The organism is Limimaricola cinnabarinus LL-001, assembly GCF_000466965.1.
GTDB lineage: Bacteria > Pseudomonadota > Alphaproteobacteria > Rhodobacterales > Rhodobacteraceae > Limimaricola > Limimaricola cinnabarinus.
The window spans coordinates 78,813-99,608 of sequence record NZ_BATB01000006.1 but is presented as its reverse complement, the minus strand read 5'-3'; the positions used below and the strand labels follow the sequence as shown (position 1 = coordinate 99,608).

Below are 20,796 nucleotides of genomic sequence, written 5' to 3'. Positions count from 1 at the left end.
CGCGCCAGTTCGGCCGTGAGCGCCCGTGCCCCGCGCGCCATGGCCCAACGGTGATTCCACGCGAAAGCCGGGCCGAGAAGCGGCGCGAGACGGCGCAGCAGCGGCCGCTCGACCCGGACCCGCCAGTCATAGATGGCGAGCGTCCCCGTGCCGTACGGCCGGATGCGCCAGACACCCCTGCCCCGCAGGTCGCCCATGGCAGCGATGACGCAGCCATCCGGGCGCCACGCCACGAGACGCCCCCGCCAAACCAGCCGGTAGGGCAGGAAGCCGCGCGACCGCATTTCCACGATCCGGCCGATCCCGTCGGGACGGCCCGGCTCGAGGATGCGCACCCCGAGATAGACCTCGCCCCACCAGTCGGGAAAGCGTTCGGGCTCGGACAGGAGCGCCACCACGGCGCGAGGCGGGGCCGCGAGCTCCCAACGTGTCACGATATGAAACCGCCCCGCCCGCGCCAGCCCTCGACGCAGGGCATGCAAAAGGCCGCCGGAGCGTGTCCGGCGGCCTCGGGGCCATGTCGGGGGCCGCATCAGATCCAGTAGTAGGGCGCGCCGTAATGGGAATAGGTCGCCTCTTCCCAACGACGATCCTCGTACCAGCGGTCGGGCCGCTCGGGTGCGCCCTGAAGCTGCGTCTCGGTGATGTCGGTGCGGTAGCCGCCCAAACCCGTGTCGTAGTCAAGCTTGGCCCAAGGGATCGGATGATGCTCTTCCCCCATCCCGAGGAAACCGCCAAAGCCCATCACCGCATAGGTGATCTTGCCGGACTTCTTGTCGATCACGAGGTGGTCGATATGGCCGATCTTTTCGCCACCGGCGCCATAGACTTCGGTGCCGTTGACGCGATCAGACGAAATCGTGCTGTGGCTGTCGCTGTAGTCGAACATGATGTCCTCCTGTGCTGTCTCGGAAGTAAAACCAACAGCCCCGCCCGGCTGTTCCACCGGGTTTCGCGATGCGCCGATTGTGGCCGATGGCCGCCGCGCCAGCTGCACGGCGAGGATGCCCGCCGCCACCACCGCCACGCCCAGCGCATCGGTCGTGCCCAGCGCCTCACCCAAAAGAACGGCGGCGATCACGACCCCGAACACCGGGTTGAGGAAATGGAAGGTCGCCGCCTTCACCGCGCCGATCCGTTCGACCAGCACGAACCACACCAGCGTCGCCAGCACGCCTGGCACCAGCACGGTGTAGCTGAAGGCCACGACGAGTGGCCACGACCATGTCACCGCCCAGCTTTCGAAGATCAGCGCCGGTGGCAGCAACGCCGCCGCGCCGACCAGCATCTGCAATCCGACGACCATCATCAGGTTGCCGCCCGACGCCGCGCCGCGCACCACGAGCGTCGCCGTGGCCAGCGCCAGCGCCGCCACGCCGCACAGAGCGACCGCAACGAGGTCGAGGCCGCCCGCCATGCGTCCGCCCATGATGATCGCCACGCCGGCAAAACCCGCCAGCAGCCCGATCGCCGCCACGGGCGGCAGCCGGTCGCGCAGCACCACCCAGCCGATCAATGCCACCAGAAGCGGCATGGTCGAGGCAATGATCGAGGCGACCGACGCGCCGATCCACTGCATCGCCACGAAGTTCAGCCCCAGATAGAGCGCGTTCTGGCACAGACCGAAGATCACCACGCCGCGCCACTGCGCCCGGCTGAGCCGTGCGGTCTGGCGCAGCATCAGCGCGATGCCGATCGCGATGACACCGGAGGCCAGAAACCGCAGCGTCAGCGCGGTGAGCGGCGGCGCATGGGCAACCACCACCCGCGCCGAGGTGAAGGCCGACGACCACATCAGCGCGAAGGCGAGCCCGAGTGCGAGTGACCTGACATCCATCGACAACCTCCCGGCAGCATCGAGCGGGCAGAAACGAGAAAGGGCCGCCCCTCGGGGCGACCCTTTCGTCATTTCGTCCGCACCGCAAGGCCGCGGCGCATCGAGGATCACTCCTCGTTGACGCTGTCCTTGAGCGCTTGGCAATGGTCATCTTGACCACCTTGTCGGCGTCCTTCTTGATCTGCTCGCCCGTCGCGGGGTTGCGGACCATGCGCTCGGGGCGCTCGCGGCAGTAGATCTTGCCGACGTTCGGCAGGGTCACGGCGCCGCCCTGCGACACTTCGCGGGTGATGATGGCGACCAGCGCGTCCAGATGGGCGCCGGCGGATTTCTTGTCGCCGCCGGTCTCGTCGGCGATGGCGCTGACGAGCTGCGCCTTGGTCATCGGTTTGGCCATTCCAGGTCTCCTTACCACAGCCCGCTTGGGGCGTATTCCTGCGCCGCTTGGCGCAACGTGTTGCCTAGACCCACAATGAAACAATCGCCAATGCAAGCAAAAACCGATGTTTCCTTGCGGTATCGGCGGGTTTCAGAGAAAAGCCGTCTCTTCGAGCTACGCAGTTTGCGGCTGTGAATGCGCTCCAGCGGCATTTCGCGCAGCCGCTCCATCGCCCGGATCCCGATCATCAGGTGGCGCGCCACCTGCGTCTTGTAGAAATCCGACGCCATGCCCGGCAGCTTCAGCTCGCCATGCAGCGGCTTGTCGGAAACGCAGAGCAGCGTGCCGTAGGGCACTCGGAAGCGGAAGCCGTTGGCCGCGATGGTGGCGCTTTCCATGTCGAGCGCCACGGCCCGCGACTGCGACAGACGCTGCACCGGGCCGGACTGGTCGCGCAACTCCCAGTTGCGGTTGTCGATGGTCGCCACGGTGCCGGTGCGCATGATCCGCTTGAGATCATAGCCCTCAAGCGCCGTGACCTGCTCCACCGCCTCCTCGAGCGCGATCTGGATCTCGGCCAGCGCCGGGATCGGGACCCAGACCGGCAGGTCGTCATCGAGCACGTGATCCTCGCGCAGGTAGCCATGCGCCAGAACGAAATCGCCCAGACGCTGCGAATTGCGCAGCCCCGCGCAGTGCCCGACCATCAGCCAGGCATGCGGGCGCAGCACCGCGATGTGGTCGGTCGCGGTTTTGGCGTTGGACGGCCCGACGCCGATATTGACCAGCGTGATCCCCTGCCCGTTCGCCCGCTTGAGGTGATAGGTCGGCATCTGCGGCATCTTGGCGGGGATGTGCATCGCGCCTTCGGGATCGGTGATCACCTGATTGTTCGGCCCGACAAAGCTGGTGTAGCCGCTCTCGGGATCGGCCAGCACGTGGCGTGCATAGGCCTCGAATTCCTCGACATAGAACTGGTAGTTGGTGAACAGCACGTGGTTCTGGAAATGCTGCGGGTCGGTCGCGGTGTAATGCGCGAGCCGGGCCAGCGAATAGTCGATGCGCTGCGCCGTGAAGGGGGCCAGGGGCCGTGCCCCGTCGGGATAAGTGAAGCCGTTGCCGTTGACGATGTCGTCATGCGTGGTCGAGAGATCCGGCACGTCGAACACGTCGCGCAGATGAAAATCCATCGCCCCGTCCTGCGGCACCGTCACGGAGGAGTCGTTGGCCACGGCGAAATGCACCGGCATAGGCGTCTCGGAGGCGCCGATCACGACCGGCACGCCGTGGTTCTCGATCAGCAGGCGCATCTGCTGCTTGAGGTAATTGCCGAACAGCCCGGGCCGGGTGACGGTGGTGGCATAGGTGCCCGGCTCGGCCACATGGCCAAAGCTCAGCCGACTGTCGGCCTGTGCGAAGGTCGCGGTGGAAAACCGGATCTCGGGATAGAAGGCGCGAAACCGCGTCTCCGGCACGCCGCCCTTCAGCGTTTCGGTGAATTTCTCGCATAGAAAGCGCGAGGCGCCGTCGTAGATCTCCCTGAGCCGCGCCAGCGCCGCTTCGGGATCGGTGAAGGCCTCGGCGGCGGGGAGCGGGGGGGTCTCGATCTTCAGCGTCTTCTCCATCTCGTTCAGTCCTGTCCTTCGAATGGTCCCGTGATCTCGAAGCGGGTGACGTCCACCAGCCCCAGATCCGATATGCGCAGCTCGGGGATCACCACGAGCGCGAGCAGCGAGTGCTGCATGTAGGCGTTGTTGAGCGTGCAGCCAGTGTCGCGCATCGCCGCGACCATGGCGTCGGCTTGGGCGGCCACCTCGCGCGCGGGCGCGTCCGACATCAGCCCCGCGATCGGCAGCCGCACCAGCGCGCGCTCCGCGTCGTCGCGCCAGACCGTGACGCCGCCGCCGACCTCTCCGAGCCGGTTCGCGGCTTTCGCCATCATCGCGGCATCGGTGCCGACGACGATCATGTGGTGGCTGTCATGCGCCACGGTCGAGGCGATCGCCATGCGGCCTTCATAGCCGAAGCCCTCGACGAAGCCGTTCACCACGCCGCCGGTGCCGCGGTGCCGCTCCACCAGAGCAATCCGCGCGACCGGGCCTTCGGGCATCACGCTGCCCTCATCGACGGGCAGCTCGCGTACCAGCGCCTTGGTCGGGGCTTGGTTCTCGACCACGCCGATCACCCGCGCCCGCACCGTCTCGGCCCCGTCGGGCGCCGCCAGCCTGAAATCATCCGCCTTCAACTCCCGGCCCAGATGCACGGTCCGCCGCGCGCGCTCGGGCCAGTCGTAATGCGGGCATGTGACACGCAGATCACCATTCTCGGCCACCAGCACCCCGCGCGCGAAGACCGTCTCGATCGGCAACGCCTCCAGATCCGAGGTCAGGATCACGTCGGCCCGCCGCCCCGGCGCGATGCTGCCCAGCTCGCGTTCCATGCCGAAATGCGTGGCCGTGTTGATCGTCGCCATCTGCAGCGCCACCAAAGGCGCGCAGCCGCATTCGATCGCGTGGCGCACCACCCGGTCCATGTGGCCGTCATTCACCAGCGTCCCGGAATGACAGTCATCGGTGCACAGCACGAAGTTGCGCGGGTCGAGACCCTTTTCGGTGACGGCGGTGATCTGGCTCTTCACGTCGTACCACGCGCTGCCCAATCGCAGCATGGAGCGCATGCCCTGCCGCACCCGGTCGATGGCGTCGCTCTCGCGCGTGCCTTCGTGGTCGTCGGCGGGACCCCCCGCGACATAGGCGTGGAACGGCACGCCCCGGTCGGGGCTCGCGTAGTGCCCGCCCACGGTCTTGCCCGCGCGCATGGTGGCCGCGATCTCCGAGAGCATCTTGGGATCGCCTGCGACGACGCCGGGATAGTTCATCATCTCGCCCAGACCCACGATGCCGGGCCAAACCATCGCCTCGGCCACGTCCTCGGGGCTGATCTCGTGGCCCGTGGTCTCCAGCCCCGGTGCCGATGGCGCGCAGGACGGCATCTGGGTAAAGATGTTGACGGGCTGCATCAGCGCCTCATCATGCATCATCCGCACCCCTTCAAGGCCCAGCACGTTGGCGATCTCGTGCGGGTCGGTGAACATGGTCGTCGTACCATGCGGGATCACGGCGGCGGCGAATTCGGCTGGGGTGAGCATACCGCTCTCGATATGCATATGCGCGTCGATCAGGCCGGGGATCAGGTAACGATCGGCGGCATCCACCACCTTCGTCCCCTCGCCGATGCAATGGCTCGCATCCGGGCCGACATAGGCGAACCGCCCTTCGGCCACCGCCACCTCCCAACCGTCGAGGATCTCGCGGCTCTGCACGTTCACCAGACGGCCGCCACGGATCACGAGATCGGCGGCTTCGCGGCCCGCGGCCACGGCGACGAGGCGGGGGGCAGCTTCGGCCCAAGATCTGATGGCATGTTCCATCTTCGAATTTCATACCAATGAACCAGCCGCCGCAACCCCGGCCCGGCGGGATGGGAAAGCTGCAAAGCGCCGTGACGGCGGGGCGGCTCCACCCCCGTTCCATGCGCATTTGAGGAATGAGGTGCGCAGCCCCCGCGCGAGAGTGTGATCGCACCCTTCGGAACGGCCCCAGCCCATGCCGCGTTGCACGCCCGAGGAGACCTGTCATGCCGCCCCCCGCCCAGCTCGTCTATTATCCCGATTCAGAACCCGGCATCACCCGCCGACGCTGCGGGCGCGGGTTCACCTATACCGCCCCCGACGGCACCACCATCGCGCGCGGGGCCGAGCGTCGTCGCCTCGACGCGCTCGCGGTGCCACCCGCCTATGAAAGCGTCTGGATCTGTCCCAAGCGGCAGGGCCATTTGCAGGCCACCGGCCTCGACGCACGCACCCGCAAGCAGTACCGCTATCACCCCGACTGGCGTGCTTGGCGCGAGGCGCACAAGTTCGACCATCTCGCGGAGTTCGGCGAGGCGCTTCCCGCGATCCGCCGCCGCATCCGCCGCGACCTGTCGGGTGAGGCGGGGGAGCTCGACTTTGCCATCGCCGCCGTGCTGGCATTGATCGACCGGGTGTCGATCCGCGTGGGCAACCCTGAATACGCCGCCGAGAACCGCACCTATGGCGCCACGACCCTGACGGGGCGGCACATCCGGCTCGACGAAGACGAGTTGCGTCTGCGCTACACCGCCAAGGGCAACAAGAAGGTGGACCGCCACCTCAGGGACCGCCGCCTGATGAAGGTGCTGGGCGAGTTGCACGACCTGCCGGGCAGGCAGCTCATCGGCTGGGTCGATGAGGACGGCACCCCGCATGGCGTCTCCTCGGGGCAGGTCAACGACCGGCTGGCCGAGATCACCGGCTCGGACCACATCACCGCCAAGACCTTTCGCACATGGGCGGGCTCCGAGGTGGCGCTGGCCCGTGCGTTGTCGGACGAGGCGCTTACCATCAAGGGCATGAGCGAGGCCGCCGCGGAGCGGCTTTCCAACACGCCGACCATCGCGCGCAACAGCTACATCCACCCCAAGGTCATCGCCCTACACGACACCGACCCCGAGGAGCGCGCTGCCCTGCTCGAAGACCTCCCCGAGACGGCGGGACTGCGGCAGGCCGAGAGGGCCCTGCTGAGGCTTTTGTCATGAGCCTCGCGCGGTTCATCGAGGCGCAGGAGGGCAGCTATGCGACGGCGCTGTCCGAAATCGAGGCGGGCCGCAAGCGCAGCCATTGGATGTGGTACATCTGGCCGCAGCTGCGCGGCCTCGGCCATTCGCCCATGGCGCAGCACTATGGCATCGACGGGGCCGCCGAGGCGCGCGCCTATCTGGCCCATCCCATCCTCGGCCCTCGTCTTGTCGAGATCAGCCACGCCATGCTCGCCCATGAGGGACGCGCCCCCGAGGACATCCTCGGCGGCATCGACGCGCTCAAGCTGCGCAGCAGCGCCACGCTCTTTGCCGCTCAGCCGGGTGCCGACCCGGTGTTCGCGCGGCTCATCGAAGCGTTCTATGACAGCCCCGACGCCAAGACGCTGGCGCTTCTGGACCCCTGACCGCGCATCGGGCACATAAGGCGCATGACCACGCTTCTCTCCTTCGGCCACGGCTACTCGGCCCGCGCGCTCACCCGCCTGTTGCCCGAGGACTGGCGCGTCATCGGCACCACCCGCTCGCCCGACAGGGTCGAAGCTTTGCGCGCCGAAGGAGTGGAGCCGGTGATCTGGCCCGGCGGCGATCTCATACCGGCGCTTGATGCTGCGACGCATCTGTTGATCTCCGCCGCGCCCGATGCCGATGGTGACCCGGTGCTGCGCGACTGGCAGGATGCCATCGCCGCGCGTGCGAAGCGCTTCGCATGGGTCGGCTACCTCTCGACGACCGGCGTTTATGGCGACCGCGACGGCGGCTGGGTCGACGAGGAGAGCGAGCTGCGCCCCGCGACGAAGCGCGGGCAGGCGCGCGTCGGGGCCGAAGCGGCGTGGCGGGCGATCCCCGGCCTGCCGCTGCATGTCTTCCGGCTTGCCGGCATCTACGGCCCTGGGCGCGGCCCGTTCGAGAAGGTGCGGCAGGGCACGGCCCGACGCATCGTGAAACAGGGGCAGGTCTTCAGCCGCATCCATGTGGATGACATTGCACAGGTGCTCAAGGCGAGCATCGACCGACCCCACACCGGTGCGACCTACAATTTGTGCGACGACGACCCGGCCCCGCCGCAAGAGGTCATCGCCCATGCCGCCGAGCTGCTCGGCCTGCCGGTGCCGCAGGAGGTGCCCTTCGAAGAGGCCGAGATGACGCCGATGGCGCGCAGCTTCTATGCCGAATCGAAGAAGGTGCGGAACGACCGGATCAAGGACGAGCTGAAGGTGACGCTGATCCACCCCGATTACCGCTCGGGGCTGGCCGCGCTGTTGCGCGCCGAAGCCGCGGACTGATCCGCGGCAGCCCGCCGCGCGGGGGCTCGATGCCCCGCGCGGCGGTATCCTTCAGGCGCGCTTGCCGATCACCTCGACGCCGAGCACCGAGAGCACCTTTTCCTCGATATGCCGTGCGGACAGACCGGCAGTCTCGTACATGTCCGAGGGGCTCGCCTGATCGATGAAGATGTCGGGCAGCACCATGGAGCGGAACTTCAGCCCCCGGTCGAACACACCCTCGTCGGAGAGAAGCTGCGCCACATGGCTGCCGAAGCCGCCGACAGCCCCCTCCTCGATGGTGATCAGCGCCTCGTGATCCGCTGCCAGCTTCAGGATCATCTCGCGGTCCAGCGGCTTGGCGAATCGCGCATCGGCGATGCTGGGCGTGATGCCGCGCGCCGTGAGCGCCTCGGCGGCCTTGACCACCTCGGACAACCGCGTGCCGAAGGAAAGAAGCGCCACGCGGCTTCCCTCCCGCACCATGCGCCCTTGCCGACCTCGAGCGGTTCGGCTTCGACCGGGATCTCGACGCCGACGCCTTCGCCACGCGGAAAGCGGAAGGCGATGGGGCCTTCGTCATGCGCCGCCGCCGTGACGACCATGCGTGCAAGTTCGCCCTCATCCGCGGCGGCCATCACTACCATGCCCGGCAGGTTGGCCATGAAGCCTACGTCGAAGCTGCCCGCATGGGTCGCGCCATCGGCACCCACCAATCCTGCGCGGTCGATCGCGAAGCGCACCGGCAGCCGCTGGATCGCCACGTCGTGCACGACCTGATCATAGCCACGCTGCAGGAAGGTCGAATAGATCGCGCAGAACGGCTTCATGCCGCCCGCCGCGAGACCGGCGGCGAAGGTCACGGCGTGCTGCTCGGCAATGCCGACATCGAAGCATCGGCTGGCATAGCGGTCCATGAACCGCGCCAGCCCCGTGCCGTCGGGCATCGCCGCCGTCACCGCGACGATCTTGTCGTCCTTCTCCGCTGCCTTGATCAGGCTTTCCGAAAACACCGATGTATAGGATGGCGCGTTGCTCTTGGCCTTGGCCTGCTCACCCGAGATCACGTCGAATTTGGCGGTGGCGTGACCTTTATCTGAGGCAGCCTCGGCCGGGGCATAACCCTTGCCCTTCTTGGTGATCGCGTGGATCAGGATCGGCCCGTCGGCGCGCGATTTGACCGTGCGCAGCACCGACAGAAGCTGCTCCATGTCGTGCCCGTCGATCGGCCCGATATAGGAAAACCCCAGCTCCTCGAACAACGTGCCGCCGACGGTCATGTGCTTGAACACATCCTTGGCGCGCTTGGCCCCCTCCTGGAACGGCGGCGGCAGGAAGCTGACGGCTCCCTTGGCCAGAGCCTTGAATTCCTGGAACGGCGCCCCTGCATAGAGCCGCGAGAGATAGGAGGACATCGCGCCCACGGGCGGCGCGATGCTCATCTCGTTGTCGTTGAGGATGACGATCATCCGCTTGCCCAGATGGCCCGCGTTGTTCATCGCCTCATAGGCCATGCCAGCGCTCATCGCGCCGTCGCCGATCACCGCGATGCAGTCGCCGACGCTCTCGCCCTCGAGCCCGCGCCCGCCCAGGTCGCGCGCCGCCGCCATGCCCAGCGCCGCCGAGATCGAGGTCGAGCTATGCGCCGTGCCGAAGGGGTCGTAGGGGCTTTCGGACCGCTTGGTGAAGCCCGAAAGACCATCCTTTTGGCGCAGGGTCCGGATGCGGTCGCGCCGTCCTGTGAGGATCTTGTGCGGATAGGACTGATGGCTCACATCCCAGATCAGCCGGTCGCGCGGCGCATCGAACACCGCGTGCAGCGCCACGGTCAGTTCGACCACGCCGAGCCCGGCCCCGAGATGCCCGCCGGTCTCGCTCACCGCCGAGATCGTCTCGGCGCGCAACTCGTCGGCGAGGCGCTTGAGCTCGGCGTCGCTCAGCCGCTTCATGTCCTCGGGGATCTTCACCCGGTCGAGAACGGGGGTGACGGGGCGGTTCGGCGTCTGGGTCATGGCGAGCCCCCTTTGTTCAATTGTCGCGCGCGATAACGAAGCGGGCGGCGTCGCGCAAGGTTCCGGCCTGCGCACCATAAGGCGACAGCGCGTCGCAAGCCGTCTCGATGAGCTCGGCGGCGCGTGTCCGGGCGGCTTCGAGCCCGAGCAGCGACACGAAGGTCGCCTTGCCGGCGCCCGCGTCCTTGCGCAGCGCCTTGCCCATCTTTTCGGCGTCGCCCTCCACGTCGAGGATGTCGTCCGCGATCTGAAAGGCAAGGCCCAGCGCCGCAGCGTAACGCCCCAGCGGACGCGCATCGGCCCCCGCCATCACCGCGCCCGCCTCGGCCGACCAACGGATCAGCGCCCCGGTCTTGCCCTGCTGCAGCTCGGTGATCTGGTCGAGATCGAGCGGTGCGTCGGCGCTTTCGGCCATGATGTCGCGTGCCTGCCCGCCGACCATGCCCGCGATGCCGCCCGCGCGTGCGAGCGACAGGCACAGATCGGCGCGGTGCGGTCCCACCGCCGGATCGGCACAAAGCTCGAAGGCGAGGCTTTGCAGCGCATCGCCCGCAAGAATCGCGGTCGCCTCGTCCCAAGCGACATGCACGGTCGGTTGCCCGCGTCGCAGGTCGTCATCATCCATCGCGGGAAGATCGTCATGCACGAGGGAATAGGCGTGCAGCGCCTCGATCCCGGCGGCGGGCAGACGCGCGGCCTCGCGCGTCACGCCGTGCAACCGCGCGCCTTCGAGCACGAGGAAGCCGCGCAGTCCCTTGCCGCCCATGACCCCGTGCTCCATCGCACGGGCCACCGGCAGGTCGTGACCCGCGAGCCGCTCGCGCAGCAGTGCCTGCGTCTCGCGCCCGGCCTGCGCCAGCGCCGAGCCGAAGCCCTCAGCCATCGAGCGGCGCGGTGCCCTGCGCCTGCCCGTCGGGCGCTTGGGTGATCTTCGCAACCTTCTCCTCGGCCTCGGCGAGCTGCTTTTCGCAGCGCGCCTTCAACTCGGCGCCCCGCTGGTAGAGCGCGATCGAATCGTCGAGCGCGACATCGCCGCGCTCCAGCTTGCCCACCACCTGCTCCAGTTCCTTGATCGCCGCCTCGAAGCTCAGTTCCCCGACGGGTGTCGCATCGCTCATCGCCCGCGTTCCTCCAGTATCCTCACATGGGCGGCCACCGAGGCCGCCAGCGCCTCGAGGTCATAACCGCCTTCGAGCGCGGAGACCACGCGCCCCTCGCACTGCGCATCGGCAAGATCGCAGATCCGCGTGGTGATCGCCGCGAAATCCTCGGCCTCGAGCATCAGCCCGGCCAGCGGATCGGCCCGGTGCGCGTCGAATCCCGCCGAAACGAGAATCAGTTCGGGCGCATGCGCTTCGATCCGCGGAAACACCTCGCGCTCCAGCGCCGCCATCATCCCCGCCCCGTCGCACCCGGCCCGCAGCGCCACGTTGACCACCGTGCCGTGCGGGCCGGTGTCCGTCGGATCGCCCGTGCCCGGATAAAGCGGCATCTCGTGGGTCGAGCAGAACAGGATGCGCGGGTCGTCCTCGACCAGATCCTGCGTGCCATTGCCGTGATGCACGTCGAAATCGATGATGGCGACGCGCGAGAGCCCGTGATGCCCAAGCGCGTGATGCGCGGCGGCGGCGACATTGCCTAGAAGGCAGAACCCCATCGCCGTCTCGCGTTCGGCATGGTGCCCCGGCGGGCGCATCGCGCAAAAGGCGTTGGACGCCTCGCCCGAGAGCACGAGATCCACCGCCCGGATTGCCGCGCCCGCGCCGCGCCACGCGGCTCCGAGGCTGCCCGCCGAGAGCCACGTGTCGGCGTCGATCTGGCGCGTGCCCTGTTCGGGCGTGTCGCGGCGCAGATCGTCGAGATAGGACTTCGGATGCACCCGCAGCAGGTCCGCCTCGGCGGCGAGCGGCGCCTTGACGCGCATCAGGTTCATACCCTCAAGCGCACCGAGCACGGCGTCGAGCCGCGCCACCTGCTCGGGGTGGCCGGGGGGCGTGGCATGGTCGAAACCGTCGGGATGGGTCAGGAGCGCTGTGGTCATGAGAGTGCAGGCAATCCCAGATCGCCGCCGGGCGCAAGCGCCACGATGTCACCGCCGCGCGAGCCGCATTTGTCCTGTCTTCAGCTGCGCCGCACTCAATCCGGCGTCAGCATGTAGCCTTCGCCGCGCACCGTCTGCAGATAGCGCGGCTGGCGCGGGTCGGCCTCGAACTTGCGGCGCAGCCGGGTGATCTGCACGTCGACCGCGCGCTCCTGGCTCTGACCGCCACCGCGGCCCAACTCCTCGACCAGATGGGCACGGGTCACCGGCTCGCGCGGCTGCGCGGCAAAGATCCGCATCAACTGCGATTCGGTGGCGGTCAGGCGGATCTGGCTCTCGCCCTCCCACATCTCGCCGCGCGCCACATCGTAGCGCACCGGTCCAAGATCCAGCATGGCGGGCCGCTCGGGCTCGGGCTCGGGCACCGGTTGGCGTCGCAGCACGGCGTTGATCCTGAGCAGCAGTTCCTTGGGATCGAAGGGCTTGGCGAGGTAATCGTCGGCCCCGGCCTCGAGCCCGGTGATCCGGTCCCCGGTCTCGCCGCGCGCGGTGAGCAGCAGGATCGGCACGGGCAGCGTCTCGCGCAGCGACCGGCAGAGCGAGATGCCGTCCTCGCCGGGCATCATCACGTCGAGGACGATGAGGTCGAAGTCGAGACCCGACAACAGGCGGCGCGCATGGCCCGCGTCGCGCGCCCCGGTGACGAGGTAGCCGTGCCGCGAAAGGAACTTCTGCAACAGCGCCCGCAGCCGCGCGTCGTCATCGACCACCAAGAGATGCGCGAGATCGGTGCTCATCATCCGCCCCTTCCGGCCAAGGCTTCGTACTGGCGGCGGCTTTCGTCGTCCATCATCGCCTCGAGCACCTGCCGGAAGCCCGCCACCGCGACCGGCCCTGCGGTGCGGTAGGCGGCGCGCATCCGCTCGCGCTGCGCATCGGACAGCTCACGTTCGAGCCGCGCGCCCTCCTCGGTCAGATGCAAGTGCCGCTCACGCCGGTCGCGCCGCCCTACCCGCGCCTCGACCAGACCAGCCGCGATCAGGGCGCGCAGCACCCGGTTCAGCGATTGCTTGGTGACGCCCAGAAGCGCCATCAGGTTCGATACGGTGGTGCCGGGCGAGCGGTGGATGAAATGGATCGCCCGGTGATGCGCGCGGCCCATCTCGCGGCCCTCAAGGATGCGGTCGGGATCGGCGGTAAAGCCGCGGTAGGCGAAGAACATCGCTTCGATGCCCTTCCTGAGCTGTTCGTCCGTCAGGAAGAGAAGGCTCGATCCCCCCTGCGGCGCCGGTGCCTCGGCCATGCGCTGTCGTCCCTTCGGTCGTTCGCCTTTGGGTCACAATACGTCAGCCTTGTTGACATTCCAAGAGCGAAGCACTAGCGATTTGCCCCATGAAGCGCAATTTTCGGTCTCGGAGCCCGACTCCGCATCCGAAATCTTGACAGGGAGGCACGCCATGTCCGGTGGCTATGACGATCGCGACGGAAAGATCTGGCTCGACGGCCAGCTTGTGGAATGGCGCGACGCGCAGGTGCATGTCCTGACCCACGCGCTGCATTATGCCTCCTCGGTGTTCGAGGGCGAGCGCTGCTATGACGGCCGCATCTTCAAGGGCGTCGAACATTCGCAGCGGCTGCGCAAATCGGCCGAGCTGCTGGATTTCGAGATCCCCTATTCGGTCGAGGGGATCGAGACGGCGAAATACGCGGTGCTCGAGGCCAATGGCTGGTCCAATGCCTATGTGCGGGCGCTGGCGTGGCGCGGTGCCGGTCCCGACATGGGCGTGGCGTCCTTGCGCAACCCGGTGCGCATGGCCGTCGCGGCCTGGGAATGGGGCAGCTATTACGGCGACGCCAAGATGAAGGGCGCCAAGCTCGACATCGCCAAGTGGAAGCGCCCCTCCCCCGAGACCGCGCCGAGCCAGGCCAAGGCCGCGGGTCTCTACATGATCTGCACGATGTCCAAGCACGCCGCCGAGGCCAAGGGCTGCTCCGACGCGCTGATGTTCGACTATCGCGGCTATGTCGCCGAGCGACGGGCGCCAACATGTTCTTCGTCAAGGATGGCGAGGTGCACACGCCGCTGGCCGATTGCTTCCTCAACGGAATCACGCGCCAGACCGTGATCGCGATGCTCAAGGACAAGGGACTGACCGTGCATGAGCGGCACATCATGCCCGAGGAACTCGAGGGCTTCGAGCAGTGCTGGCTCACCGGCACCGCGGCCGAGGTCACCCCGGTGGGGCAGATCGGCGACTACAGCTTCGAGGTCGGCGCGCTGACGCGTGACGTGGCCGAGAGCTACGAGAAGCTCGTTCGCGCCTGAGCCTGTGTGCGGTCCGCGGTGCCGGGCCGCGCTTTCCGACGGCACCCATCGCCTTACCTCCTCGCGGACAAGCCGCAGGAGACTTCATGGACAACGCCCCGCACCGCGATCCCGAGCATGCCGACCACGTGCGCAACAAGGCCGAGGCCAAGGCCGTCAACGAGGCGAGCCATCTGAGCGCGCGACTGGTCTATCATGTCGTGTTGCGCGAGGGCGAAGAAGAGCTCAAGCGGCCCAACGCAGCGCTGTTCTGGGCCGGCATCGCGGCGGGGCTGATGATCTCGGTCTCGGTGATGGCCGAGGCCGTGCTCAAGGCACATCTGCCCGAAGTGCCATGGGCCGTCTACATCGCCGATTTCGGCTATTGCTTCGGCTTCCTGCTGGTGATCCTGAGCCGGATGCAGCTTTTCACCGAAAACACCATTTCGACCGTCCTGCCGCTGCTCACCCATCGTGACGGCACCACGCTGTGGAAGGTGGCGCGGCTTTGGGCGCTCGTGCTCGGGGCCAATATCATCGGTGCCTTTCTTGCCGCGGCGTTTTTCGTCCACACCTCTGCCCTGCCGCCGGAGATGTCGACAGCTATGGGTGAGATCAGCGTCACCGCCACTTCGGCCGGGGCATGGGAGAATTTCTGGCGCGCGATTCCCGCCGGGATTCTGATCGCGGCGCTGGTCTGGATGATTTCCTCGGGCGATCACGAGTATTTCCTCATCATCACCGCCTTCACATGGCTGATCGCTGCGGGCGATTTCCAGCATGTCATCGCGGGCTCGGTCGAGATGGCGCATGTGGTGCTGTCGGGGGCGGGCGACCTACCCGAACTGCTGGTGCGCTGGTTCGGACCGGTGCTGCTGGGCAATGTGATTGGCGGCACGGCGATCTTCACCCTGACCGCATGGGGGCAGGTCCAGCAGGAAGTACAGGGCTAGCCGTTCGGGCTCATCGCGCGGCGCCCGCGGCCGCGCTCCAGCCCAAGCTTGCGCTCGCGCAGGATGATGGCGATACCGGCCGAGACGATGATCGCGGCCCCCGCGAGCATCGCCGCCGTCGGCACTTCGTCGAAGAGGAAATAGCCCACGCCCAGCGCCAGCAGCATCGAGGCGTATTCGAACGGTGCGATCAGCGAGGCGTCGGCGTAGCGGTAGCTGGAGGTCAGGAAGATCTGCCCCAGCCCCCCGAGAAGCCCCGCCGCGACCAGCAGCGCGAAGGTGCCAGGACCCGGCATGGTCCAGCCGAAGTGCAGCGTCAGCAGCGCCAGCACGCTTGCCGTGGCCGAGAACCAGAAGACGATCGTCGCCGTGCTTTCGGTGCGGGTTAGCTTTCGCACGAAGACCTGCGCCAGCGCCGCGCAAAGCGCGCCGCCCAGCGCCACCACCGCGCCCAGCGTCTCGGCCATGCTGAGAGGATCGGAGGTCACCGTGAGCCGGGGCGACATGACGATCAGCACCCCGACAAGCCCCGCCCCCACCGCCGAAAGCCGGAACAGCCGCACCTCCTCGCCCAGAAACATCGCCGCCAACACCACCACCATCAGCGGTGCGGCATAGCCGATCGCCGTCACCTCGGGAAAGGAGAGTAGCCCCAGCGCGGTGAAGCCGAGCCCCATGGCCGCGGTGCCGACGAGGCCGCGCCACAGATGCCCCATCGGGTTGGGTGTCTCGAGCCCGTGGCGCAGTTCGCCGCGCCACAGGAGCCACGCGATGATGACGGGAAGCGCGAAGAAAGATCGGAAGAACACCGCCTCACCCGGCGGTACCACGTCCGAGGTCGCCTTGATGATCGAAGCCATGGCGACGAAGACGCAGACCGAGGCGACCTTGAACAGGATGCCGCGCATCGGCTGCTGTGCAGGCGAGGTGACGGCATCGGTCGAAGCCGGGGAGGCGCTGGAGCGGGGCATGGGTGTCCTTTCGCCCCGACCCTAGCCCCCCGGCCAGCGGGGGCAAGCAGGCATCGCCCGGCAGGACACCGGTGCCGGAGGCGATGCCCCTGTCAACGAGGGCGCCGCCCGTCCGACCCTGACAAAAGCCAGCGCCACCTCCGGGATCCGGAGGTGGCGCGTCATGTCATCTGGTTCAAGGTCTCTTAGATCTGCCGTTACCCGGCCGATCTTACCCCGACAGAGACACAGGTCTCAGGCCTCGCGACCGCGCTCGATCCGCAGGAACTCGCGTATCCGCGCCGCGCCGCGGGCGCCGAGGCCACGGGCGTGAAGCTGTTTCGTCGCGCGATGCGGGCCTTCCTCGCGCTCGAGCCGCATGTATTCGCGCGCCTTGATCTCGGAGCGGTCCTTGGGCTTGTCGATCACGTGCTTGGTCATCGAAATCTCCTCCCTTGGGGGTATCGCGGGTCTGCAACCTAGCCGATCCCGCCGATTCGGTCTGCATCTTTCGCATGAGCGCCCCGGCGCGCGCCATGCGCCGCCGGGGCTTGGCCTTCACGGTCAGTTCGCCGGGCTCATCTTCAGGATCGCGCCCGCTTCGCTGTCGATCAGAAACAGCACCTCGCCGGATTCGGTGATTTCCACGTCGCGCACCCGGCCATTGCCGCCCGCGAGGGCTTCCTCGCCGACCACGAGGCCTTCCTCGTTGATGTCGAGGCGCACCACCTCACCGGGCACGAGCGAGGCGATGACCAGATCGCCTTCCCATCCATCGAAGGCGCCGCCCTCGTAGAAGGCCATGCCGCCCGGCGCGATCACCGGGTCCCAATAATAGACCGGCTCCTCGATGCCCTCGGCGCGCGGCTCGCCGATGCCGACCGGCTCACCATCATAGCGGACGCCATAGCTCACCTTGGGCCAGCCGTAATTGGCACCCGGCTCGGGGCGGTTAAGCTCGTCGCCCCCCGCGGGTCCGTGTTCGATGGTCCAGTAGTCTCCTGTGGAGGGTTGGATCGCCGCGCCCTGAATGTTGCGGTGGCCATAGGACCAGATCGCGTCCTCGCCTTCCTGGCCCACGAAGGGGTTGTCCTCGGGCACCGAGCCATCTGGATTGAGCCGCACCACCACGCCATAGGTGTTGGTGATGTCCTGCGCCATCTCGCGGTATTCGTCGGTGAAATGCTCGCCCGTGGTGATGAAGACATGCCCTTCGCCGTCGAAGGTGATGCGCGAGCCGTAATGCATCGGCGCGTCGGCGGGCGGGCCTTGAACGAAGATGTCTTCGACATTCTCCAGCGCGGTCATGTCCTCCGACAACGTGCCACGCGCGGCCGCCGTGGCAACGCCGCCATCGACCGGCTTGGCATAGGTGAAATAGACCATGCGGTCGCTGTCGAATTCGGGGCTCAGCGTCACATCGAGAAGGCCGCCCTGTTCGCGCGCGTCGATCTCGGGCAGGCCGGTGATCGGCTCGTGCACCTCGCCCGAGGCCGAGACATGGCGCAACCGACCGGGACGCTCGGTGACGAGGTAGCTTCCATCAGGCAGCGGCGCGATGCCCCAAGGCCGCTCCAGCCCCTCGACAAAGGTCTCGATGGTGGTTTCGGTGGCCTCCATCTTGGGCGCGTTGGCTTGCTCGGGGAAAGCGGGTTCGTAATCGGCGTTGGCCGGACCGCGATCGACGGGCTGCTTGACGCCGCCATGATCGGCATCGGCGAGGGCGAGGCCGGGGATCAGCGCGGCCAGAGCTGCCGCAACAAAAGGCGATATGGACTTCATGTCGGTCTCCCTGTGCTTGTCAGGAACTTGACCTAGCCGCCTTTTCCGCCCCTTCCAGCCGCCTCACGGCCCATTGACCGGCCTCGGCCAGAACCGGATCGGCTTCGGCGGCCAGATCACGGGCCACCCCAAGCAGGCCCCGGTCGCCGGAGTTGCCAATGGCATAGGCGACGTTGCGCAGGAACCGGTCGCGTCCGATCCGCTTGATCGCAGAACCGGAGAACATCTCGCGGAAGGTCGCATCGTCGAGCTTTGCCAGATCGGCGAGCGGCGGCGCATCGACCTTGCCGAAATAGCGCATTTCGGTCGCCTCTTGGGCAAACTTGTTCCACGGGCAGACGGCGAGGCAGTCGTCGCAGCCATAGATGCGGTTGCCCAGAGCCTCGCGAAACTCCTCGGGCACCGGTCCCTTGTGTTCGATGGTGAGGTAGGAAATGCAGCGCCGCGCATCGAGTTGGAAGGGCGCCGGAAAGGCGTTGGTCGGACAGATGTCGAGACAGCGCGTGCAGGAGCCACATTTCTCGACCGCGGGTGCATCGACGGGAAGATCGACGGTTGTGAAGATCGCGCCGAGGAACACCCAGTTGCCGACCGTGCGGCCCAGAAGATTGGTGTGCTTGCCCTGCCATCCGAGACCGGCGGCCTGCGCCAGCGGCTTTTCCATCACCGGCGCGGTGTCGACGAAGACCTTGATCTGTTCGTCGGGGCATTGCTCCAGAAGCCAGCGCCCGACCCGCTTGAGGCGCTTCTTGACGAGGTCGTGGTAATCGCGGCCATGGGCATAGACGCTGATCGCGGCGCGGTCGCGCTGTTCAAGCACCTCGAGCGGATCGTGGCGCGGCGTATAGGCCTCGGCCAGCATGATCACGGAGCGCGCCTCGGGCCAGAGCGCGGCCGGATCGCCGCGCCAATGCATGCGCTCCTCCATCCAGTCCATCTGGCCGTGGCGGCCCTCATCGACATAGGTGGCGAGGCGTCCGGCGGCCTCGGGGATGGAATCGGGACGGCAGATTCCCATCTCGGCGAATCCCTCGCCGAGCGCGGCCTCGCGCAGCCTGTCCTTCAAACCCGGATCCGTCACCATTCCCAGATACGCATCCGGATCGGCGACCCCAAGCGGGGCATCTCAGAAATCAAGATCGGCGTAATGGGCGGGCTGTGGAAAGCCCGGAAGCTGGTCGGCCAGAAGCGAACGGAAGGCCGGGCGCGACTTGATCTTGGCGTACCAGTCCTTGACCGTCTCGGAACGGTTCCAGTCCACGTCCGAGATGTAGTCGAGGCACGACAGATGCGAGGCGGCGGCGAAATCGGCAAGCGACAGCTCGTTGCCCGCGAGCCAGCGCCGCTGGTCCAGCAGCCACGCCATGTAGTCGAGGTGATACTTGATCGCACGCGCGCCTGCCTTGACGTTGGTGCTGTCGGGGTAACCGCCGCCCATGACCTTCTTGAACACCCGTTCGCCCAAGAGCTTCGAGGTCACCTCGCGGTGGAACTTGTCGTCGAACCACGCCACCAGACGGCGCACCTCGTAGCGGGCATCGACCGATTGCGGCAGCAGCGGCGGATCGGGCTGCACCTCTTCGAGATATTCGCAGATCGCGGCGCTCTCCGACATCATGCGGTTGCCGAGCTTGAGCACCGGCACCTTGCCCGCCGGGTTGCGGCGCAGGAATTCGGGATCCTGCTCCCAGTAACGCTCTTCCACGAGTTCGACCTCGATCCGCTTTTCGGCGAGGCTGAGCCGCACCTTTCGCGAGAAAGGCGAGAGCGGGTAGTGATAAAGGCGGTGCGTGGCGGGACGGTTGTTCTGCATGCTCCCCTATCTGCCGCAACTGTCGCGCCGCTTCAATCCCGTGCGCATCACTCGAAGCAGTCGTCTCGCCCGTCGCGCCGGATCGTCGCGGCGCCGTCGAGAATCGCGGCGGCGCGGCGGCGTACGAAGTCCGACGGGTCCGAAGCCGATCGCGCCTTTGGGTCCGGCAGAATCGCGGCGAGGCGGGCGCCTGCACCTCCGACAGGTCGGCGGCGGACACGCCGAAATAATGCGGTGCGGCCCTGCCGACGCCGAACACCCCCTCGTCGAACTCGGCCACGTTGAGATAGGTCTCGAGGATCCGCCTCTTGGACCAGACCGCCTCGACGGCAGGCGTCATCCCGGCCTCGAGCGCCTTGCGAAGCCAGCTGCGCCCCTGCCAGAGATAGACGTTCTTGACCACCTGCTGGCTGATGGTCGACGCGCCGCGATTGCCGCCCGAAGCCATCGCCGTGCGGATCGCCTTGAGGTCGAGCCCCCAGTGCAGGCAGAAATTGGCGTCCTCTGCGGCGACGGCGGCGCGGGCCATGACGGGCGCGATCTCCTCCATCGGCACCCAATCATGGGCGATCTCGCCCAGCCGCGCGCGCTCGGACATCATGTAGGGGGTGATCGGCGGGTTGAAGGTCGAAAACAGCAGAACCAGCGCGCCCGCGAGGCCGACGAGGCCCAGAGCGGCCCAGAGGGCGACGCGCGCGATCCAGCGCGCGGGCGTGCGCAGAGCGGCATCGGCGGGCGTCTCGGCGGCGCTTTTTGCCTTGCGGTTGCGTCGGGCGGCGGAGCCGGTCTTGGAGGTGTTCACGGGTTTGGCCATGCCGCCATAGACCTTGCCCGCCGGGGTC

Annotated in this window: 16 protein-coding genes and 7 pseudogenes; 5 read left to right on the top strand and 18 right to left on the bottom strand. The window is 67.4% G+C overall.

The window, feature by feature from the left end; genetic code table 11:
• Nucleotides 1–20: 20 nt before the first annotated feature.
• From MBELCI_RS22480 to MBELCI_RS04135, 6 genes and pseudogenes are all read right to left on the bottom strand, one after another.
• Nucleotides 21–533: pseudogene (locus MBELCI_RS22480) on the bottom strand (SRPBCC family protein); the annotation flags it as partial.
• Nucleotides 533–889 carry a PRC-barrel domain-containing protein gene (locus MBELCI_RS21230; protein ID WP_200861249.1) on the bottom strand — a complete coding sequence of 119 codons (357 nt, stop codon included), beginning with the start codon at nt 887–889 and terminating at the stop codon, nt 533–535. The pseudogene MBELCI_RS22480 and the gene MBELCI_RS21230, both read right to left, overlap by 1 nt.
• A gap of 81 nt (nt 890–970) precedes the next feature.
• A pseudogene (locus MBELCI_RS04150) lies at nt 971–1,837 on the bottom strand (DMT family transporter); the annotation flags it as partial.
• 107 nt (nt 1,838–1,944) lie between these two features.
• A pseudogene (locus MBELCI_RS19765) lies at nt 1,945–2,234 on the bottom strand (HU family DNA-binding protein).
• A gap of 132 nt (nt 2,235–2,366) precedes the next feature.
• Nucleotides 2,367–3,841 (bottom strand): annotated as a pseudogene (locus MBELCI_RS04140) (AMP nucleosidase).
• Nucleotides 3,842–3,846: 5 nt separating this feature from the next.
• A complete protein-coding gene (locus tag MBELCI_RS04135; RefSeq protein WP_021692896.1) occupies nt 3,847–5,646 on the bottom strand; it encodes an adenine deaminase in 1,800 nt (599 codons plus the stop codon).
• Between the two features lie 206 nt (nt 5,647–5,852).
• On the opposite strand from MBELCI_RS04135, the gene MBELCI_RS04130 reads away from it, so the two are divergent.
• Genes MBELCI_RS04130 through MBELCI_RS04120 form a run of 3 tightly spaced genes read left to right on the top strand, consistent with a single transcriptional unit; the run spans nt 5,853 to nt 8,119 of the window.
• Nucleotides 5,853–6,833, top strand: a complete 981-nt coding sequence (locus tag MBELCI_RS04130) for a DNA topoisomerase IB (protein ID WP_021692895.1) — start codon at nt 5,853–5,855, stop codon at nt 6,831–6,833.
• On the top strand, nt 6,830–7,240 hold the full coding sequence (locus MBELCI_RS04125; RefSeq protein WP_021692894.1) for a DUF1810 domain-containing protein: 411 nt from the start codon (nt 6,830–6,832) through the stop codon (nt 7,238–7,240). Before MBELCI_RS04130 ends, MBELCI_RS04125 begins: the two co-directional genes overlap by 4 nt.
• A gap of 24 nt (nt 7,241–7,264) precedes the next feature.
• Nucleotides 7,265–8,119: an SDR family oxidoreductase gene (locus MBELCI_RS04120; RefSeq protein WP_021692893.1), complete on the top strand. Its 855-nt coding sequence runs from the start codon at nt 7,265–7,267 to the stop codon at nt 8,117–8,119.
• A gap of 51 nt (nt 8,120–8,170) precedes the next feature.
• Here MBELCI_RS04120 and dxs read toward each other — a convergent pair.
• From dxs to MBELCI_RS04090, 6 genes and pseudogenes are all read right to left on the bottom strand, one after another.
• A pseudogene (gene dxs, locus MBELCI_RS04115) lies at nt 8,171–10,110 on the bottom strand (1-deoxy-D-xylulose-5-phosphate synthase).
• A gap of 16 nt (nt 10,111–10,126) precedes the next feature.
• On the bottom strand, nt 10,127–10,993 hold the full coding sequence (locus tag MBELCI_RS04110; protein ID WP_021692891.1) for a polyprenyl synthetase family protein: 867 nt from the start codon (nt 10,991–10,993) through the stop codon (nt 10,127–10,129).
• Nucleotides 10,986–11,228, bottom strand: a complete 243-nt coding sequence (locus MBELCI_RS04105) for an exodeoxyribonuclease VII small subunit (RefSeq protein ID WP_021692890.1) — start codon at nt 11,226–11,228, stop codon at nt 10,986–10,988. Before MBELCI_RS04105 ends, MBELCI_RS04110 begins: the two co-directional genes overlap by 8 nt.
• Complete coding sequence (locus tag MBELCI_RS04100; RefSeq protein WP_021692889.1) at nt 11,225–12,151, bottom strand: histone deacetylase family protein; 927 nt, start codon at nt 12,149–12,151, stop codon at nt 11,225–11,227. The genes MBELCI_RS04105 and MBELCI_RS04100 overlap by 4 nt, the downstream gene beginning before the upstream one ends.
• 95 nt (nt 12,152–12,246) lie before the next feature.
• Nucleotides 12,247–12,948, bottom strand: a complete 702-nt coding sequence (locus tag MBELCI_RS04095; RefSeq protein ID WP_045319687.1) for a response regulator — start codon at nt 12,946–12,948, stop codon at nt 12,247–12,249.
• Complete coding sequence (locus MBELCI_RS04090) at nt 12,948–13,454, bottom strand: MarR family winged helix-turn-helix transcriptional regulator (RefSeq protein WP_045319676.1); 507 nt, start codon at nt 13,452–13,454, stop codon at nt 12,948–12,950. The genes MBELCI_RS04095 and MBELCI_RS04090 overlap by 1 nt, the downstream gene beginning before the upstream one ends.
• Nucleotides 13,455–13,608: 154 nt before the next feature.
• Here MBELCI_RS04090 and MBELCI_RS04085 point away from each other — a divergent pair.
• Nucleotides 13,609–14,477: pseudogene (locus MBELCI_RS04085) on the top strand (branched-chain amino acid aminotransferase).
• Nucleotides 14,478–14,563: 86 nt separating this feature from the next.
• Entirely contained in the window at nt 14,564–15,409 is an 846-nt protein-coding gene (locus tag MBELCI_RS04080) for a formate/nitrite transporter family protein (RefSeq protein ID WP_021692886.1), read from the top strand.
• Here MBELCI_RS04080 and MBELCI_RS04075 read toward each other — a convergent pair.
• The 6 genes and pseudogenes from MBELCI_RS04075 to mtgA all read right to left on the bottom strand — a co-directional run bounded on the left by MBELCI_RS04075 (nt 15,406) and on the right by mtgA (nt 20,768).
• The gene (locus MBELCI_RS04075; protein ID WP_021692885.1) at nt 15,406–16,380 is read right to left on the bottom strand and encodes a DMT family transporter; all 975 of its coding nucleotides are present in this window, start codon (nt 16,378–16,380) and stop codon (nt 15,406–15,408) included. The genes MBELCI_RS04080 and MBELCI_RS04075 overlap by 4 nt on opposite strands.
• Nucleotides 16,381–16,614: 234 nt before the next feature.
• The gene (locus MBELCI_RS04070) at nt 16,615–16,800 is read right to left on the bottom strand and encodes a hypothetical protein (RefSeq protein ID WP_021692884.1); all 186 of its coding nucleotides are present in this window, start codon (nt 16,798–16,800) and stop codon (nt 16,615–16,617) included.
• A gap of 123 nt (nt 16,801–16,923) precedes the next feature.
• Nucleotides 16,924–18,141: a PQQ-dependent sugar dehydrogenase gene (locus MBELCI_RS04065; RefSeq protein WP_021692883.1), complete on the bottom strand. Its 1,218-nt coding sequence runs from the start codon at nt 18,139–18,141 to the stop codon at nt 16,924–16,926.
• Between the two features lie 19 nt (nt 18,142–18,160).
• Nucleotides 18,161–19,225: a tRNA epoxyqueuosine(34) reductase QueG gene (queG, locus tag MBELCI_RS04060; RefSeq protein ID WP_021692882.1), complete on the bottom strand. Its 1,065-nt coding sequence runs from the start codon at nt 19,223–19,225 to the stop codon at nt 18,161–18,163.
• 42 nt (nt 19,226–19,267) lie between these two features.
• Nucleotides 19,268–19,954, bottom strand: a complete 687-nt coding sequence (gene fzlA, locus MBELCI_RS04055; RefSeq protein WP_045319675.1) for an FtsZ-binding protein FzlA — start codon at nt 19,952–19,954, stop codon at nt 19,268–19,270.
• Nucleotides 19,955–20,001: 47 nt separating this feature from the next.
• Nucleotides 20,002–20,768 (bottom strand): annotated as a pseudogene (mtgA, locus tag MBELCI_RS19760) (monofunctional biosynthetic peptidoglycan transglycosylase).
• Nucleotides 20,769–20,796: the final 28 nt, after the last annotated feature.